3 protein-coding genes are annotated in these 4,665 nt (G+C 65.3%); all 3 read right to left on the bottom strand.

The window, feature by feature from the left end; translation table 11 throughout:
- Positions 1–1,573: heavy metal translocating P-type ATPase (locus tag ACT84W_RS06865; protein WP_444328670.1), on the bottom strand; the 1,573-nt coding region annotated here is incomplete at its 3' end.
- Positions 1,574–1,583: 10 nt separating this feature from the next.
- The gene (locus ACT84W_RS06860) at positions 1,584–1,901 is read right to left on the bottom strand and encodes a metal-sensing transcriptional repressor (protein WP_444328669.1); all 318 of its coding nucleotides are present in this window, start codon (positions 1,899–1,901) and stop codon (positions 1,584–1,586) included.
- Positions 1,902–2,465: 564 nt separating this feature from the next.
- Positions 2,466–4,313, bottom strand: coding sequence for a DUF2130 domain-containing protein (locus tag ACT84W_RS06855; RefSeq protein ID WP_444328668.1), 1,848 nt, complete (start codon positions 4,311–4,313; stop codon positions 2,466–2,468).
- Positions 4,314–4,665: the final 352 nt, after the last annotated feature.

The following is a 4,665-nucleotide window of genomic DNA, read 5'->3' as shown; positions in this document are numbered from 1 at the left end:
TTACTGCCGCGGCGCCGTCGGCGATGGCGGGGGCAGCCGGCGCGGCGCCATCGGCGACGGCGCTCCCCTGCCCCGCGGCCTCGCGCCTCCGTGCCGCGAACTCGCAGACCGCCTTCGCGAGCGGGTGCTCGCTCTTCTGCTCGAGGGCGGCCGCCACGCGAACGAGCTCCTGCTCGGAGGCGCCGTCGGCGACCACGACGTCGGTCACCGAGGGGGCGCCGGCGGTGACGGTGCCCGTCTTGTCCATGACGACGTAGTCGAGCGCGCACGCCCCCTCGAGGGATTCGGCGGACTTGATCAGGATGCCGTTGGCGGCGCCGCGGCCGCAGCCGACCATGATGGCCGTGGGTGTGGCGAGGCCCAGGGCGCAGGGGCACGAGATCACGAGGATGCTGATGCAGTGGTTGAGCGCCGTGGCGAAGTCGCCCGAGATCGCCATCCAGGCGAAGAAGGTCACGGCGGCGATCGCCATGACGACGGGGACGAAGACGCCCGCGATCTTGTCGGCCATACGCTCGATGGGGGCCTTCGTGCTCGTCGCCTCGTCGACGAGGCGGATGATGCCGGCGAGCGTCGTGTCGTCGCCGACGGAGGTGGCCTCCATGGCGAACCAGCCGCTCGTCGAGGTGGTGGCGCCCGTCACACGGTCGCCGACGTTCTTCTCCACAGGGACGGGCTCGCCCGTGATGGCGGACTCGTCGAGGGCGGCGGACCCCTCGACGACCCGCCCGTCCACCGGCACCGACTCGCCGGCGCGCACGACCACGCGGTCGCCGACCCGGACCTCCTCGGTGGGGACCTCGACCTCGGCGCCGTCGCGCACCACGAGGGCGGTCTTGGGCGAGAGGTCCATGAGTGCCGCGATGGCGTCGGTCGTCTTGCCCTTGGCGCGGGCCTCGAAGTATTTGCCGAGGTCGATGAGGGCGAGGATCATGCCCGCGGAGTCGAGGTACAGCCCGTGCATCGCGTCATGGGCGGCGGCCATGTCCATCGCGCCGAAAGCCCAGGCCATGCGGTAGACGGAGACGAGGCTGTACGCGAAGCTCGCGGCGGAGCCGAGGGCGATGAGCGAGTCCATGTTCGGCGAGCGGTGCCAGAGCGTGCGGAAACCGGTGATGAAGTAGTGGCGGTTGACGAAGAGGATGGGGATGCACAGGAGCAGTTGGGTGATGGTCGATGCCATCATGTTGTCCATGCCGTCGAGGCCGGGCACCCCGGGCCAGCCGAACATGGGCCCCATGGCGATGTAGAAGAGCGGGGCCGAGAACGCGATAGAGACCACGAGCTGCACGAGGCGCTCATGTGCGGCCTTCGCCGCGGCGTCGCCGAGCGCTGCGGGGGCAGCCTTCCTGCCATTGGCTGCGACGCGGCGAACGGCGCCGTACCCCGCGCGCTCGATGGCGTCGCAAACGGCGGTCGCAGTGGCGTCCGTGCCGTCGTAGTCGAGCTCCATCGAGTTCTTGAGCAGGTTGACGTCGGCCTCGGTCACGCCGAGGACGCCTGCTGCGGCCTTTTGGACCCGCGCCGAACAGGACGCGCAGGTCATACCCTGGATATCGAATGTCTCCTTCATGGGAACCACCTCACATGAACTTCTTGAAGAGGCCCATGACCTCGTCGACGACCTCGGTGTCGCCCGCCTGGACGCGCTCGACCACGCAGGTCTCGAGGTGGTCCTGCATGACCTCGCGCGAGATCGCCTTGACGGCGGACTCGACGGCCGCGAGCTGCGTGAGGACGTCGCCGCAGTAGCGGTCCTCCTCGACCATGGTCTTTATGCCGTTGAGCTGCCCGATCGCGCGGTTGATGCGGCGCGAGACATCGGACTTGAGCTCGGCCGAGCGCGGCGTGTGCTTGCGGCTAGCGCAGTTGCAGCAGGTTTTCTTTCCGTCTTCGGGCATGGTTCGCTCCTCTTTGCTGAGCAGGTTACATACCCCATGGGGGTACTTGCTATTGCTGAGTGTATACCCTATGGGGGTATGCGGTCAAGAAGTGCGGTTAGCCAGAGCGAGCAGCGACAACCGATGGCAACACCTCGGGGATCGTCAGCTCAACTGCAAAAATGCAAAGAAATCGGCACTTGTTGGTACGCGACGCGACAGATGCAAAAATAACGGCAGTTGTTGGTGCGCAACGCGACCGATGCACAAATTTCGGCAGTTGTTGGTGCCGATGCAAAGAAATCGGCAGTTGTTGGCCCAAATGCAAAGAAATCGCCAGTTCTTGAGGCTCGCGGGCCCAACAACTCAAGTTTCTTTAGCACGAGGCTCAACAACTGCCGATAGTTTTGCAGCCAGGTAGCGCAACAGGCGACAACCGTCCAACGCTATGTGAGTCACCTCGTTAAACACGACGGAAAGAAGTCGCGCTCAAAGGGTAAGTCGAGTTTCATGTATCTGAGATACACGATTTTGCTGTATTTCGTGTATCTCAAGTACACGAAATACAGGTTGCTCGTCCGCAGCCTACTCGACCTCGTCGGGTTCCGTGGCGGAATCATCGGCAACATCAACGGTGCCCAAGACTCCGGTCTCGGCCTTCTTGCCCGCAGATGCGACCTCGTCCTCGCCTTTGTCCTTGCTCTTCTTGCCCGCGCCCGCGATCTCGCCCTCCCCGCCCGTGTCCGCGAGCTCGGCGAACTTGGCCTTCATGGTGGGGTTCTTCCAAGTGAGCTTGCGGATCGTCAGGCCCTCGGCCTTGTCGTTGGCCAAACGGAGCTGGCGCTCGGAGCTCGTGAGGTTCTCCTTGACCTTCTGGAGGTGCAGGATGGTCTTGTCGATCTCCTCGATCGCGGTCGAGAACTTCTTGCTCGCGGTCTCGTAGTTCTTGCCGAACTTCTCCTTGAAGTCGTCGAGCGCGTTCTCGAAGCCCGTGATGTCGATGTTCTGCTGCTTGATCTGCTCGAGCTCACGGCGTGCCCCCACGGCGTTCTTCCCCGCGTTGCGCAAAAGCCCGATCAGCGGCAGGAAGAACTGCGGACGGATCACGTACATCTTTGGGTAGCGGTACGAAACGTCGACGATCCCCGCATTGTAGAGCTCGCTTTCGGGCTCGAGCGTCGAGACGAGCACCGCGTACTCGCAGCCTTTGTTGCGCCGATCGCGGTCGAGCTTGGCGAAGTGGTCCTCGTTCTTCTTGCGGTTAACGGAGTTATCGTCCTCGTTCTTCATGTCGAACATGATGGAGACGATCTCAGTGCCGGACTCATCCTCCTCACGGAACACGTAATCGCCCTTGGAGCCGTCCACGACGTCGTTGTCCTTGTGGAACTCGGCATTGGGGAAGGCCATCATGCGGACGCGGTTGAACTCGGTCTCGCAGTGCTGCTCCAGGGTCTCGCCGATGAGCTTGACCGAGAGGCGCGTGCGCTGGTTTTTTATGCGCTCGATCTCGTCGTCGCGGTCGCGGATGACCTGGTCTTTGTAGTTGATCTTCTCCAACAGCTCCTTGCGAAGCGACGTCTCTACCTGCTCGCGCTCGAGCTTGACGGCGGTGAGCTCGCCGGTGAGGGCGACGATGCGCTGGTCCTGCTCGCTCACGGCCTGCGTCACGGCGAGGTCGCGCTGCGCGGCGAACGCCTCCTCGCGCGACTTCGCGGCGGTCTCGAGCTCAGCGATGCGCCGATCGCGCTCGGCCAGGTCCCTGGAAGCGCGCTCGCGAGCTCCGGAGAGCTCCTGGACGGCGGATTGCCTTGCGGCGGCAAGCTCTTGAGCTGCGGATTCCTTTGCAGCCGTTAGCTGCTCGGATGCGCCTGCGCGAGCCTTCGCGAGCTCCTCCGCCAACTCGCGGCGCTCGTCCGCGGACTGCCGACGTGCCTCGGCGAGCTGTGCCCGCAGGTCGGCGAGCTGGGCCTTGGCAGCCGTTTCCGCCTCGGCGCGCGCGGCGTCGGCCGACCCCTTCACCCCTTCGAGCTGCGCCCTCAGGGCGGCGATGAGCGCATCTTTGCTCGCGGCGTCGGCCTGTGCCGCTTCACGGGCCGAGGTGAGCTCGGCCGCCGCCTTCGCGCGGGCATCCGCGAGGTCGGCCGCGGCCTTGGCCTGTGCGTCGGACAGCTCCGAGGCCGCCTGGGCGCGCAGCTCCGAGAGCGCGGCTGCCGCCTTGGCCTGAGCATCAGCGAGATTCGCCTGCGCCTCCTCGCGGACATGCGCCTCCGCGGCGGCGACGGCGCTGTCCTGGTTCTTCTCGACCAGGCGCACGCGCTCCTCGATGTCGCGCTCGAACTCCGCGTCGCGCACCTGCTTGACGATGGTCGCGTAGTCGGACTCATCGACCGTAAAAGCCTTACCGCAGTTGGGACAAACAATCTGGGCCATCGGGCACCTCCGCGCTTCTTTTTCAGGTGGTCCTAGGGTACACGTTCGACGGGACAACAATTAGAGCGCGAGGGCAAGAGGCGCTCGGCGCGAAGGGCCAGGGAATGCCGATGGCCGTCCGTCGGAATCCCGGAGCGCCGGCACGAGCGCGAGAATCTGGGAGGGCCGGTAATAGCGCACCGAGATCCGGGAGCGTCGGTAATGGCCGCGCGGGAATCCGGGGGCGTCGGTAATGGCCGCACGGGAATCCGGGGGCGTCGGTAATGCCGGCGCGGGGATCCGGGGGCGTCGGTACCGACAGTCGAGGATTCAAGTGAGAATCGCTGCCGACGAGCCCGCATTCCCGTGAAAA

Origin of the sequence: Paratractidigestivibacter sp., assembly GCF_052362415.1 — a bacterium.
Classification (GTDB): Bacteria; Actinomycetota; Coriobacteriia; order Coriobacteriales; family Atopobiaceae; genus Paratractidigestivibacter.
The sequence above is the reverse complement of the archived record's forward strand: the minus strand, read 5'-3'. Positions and strand labels throughout refer to the sequence as shown.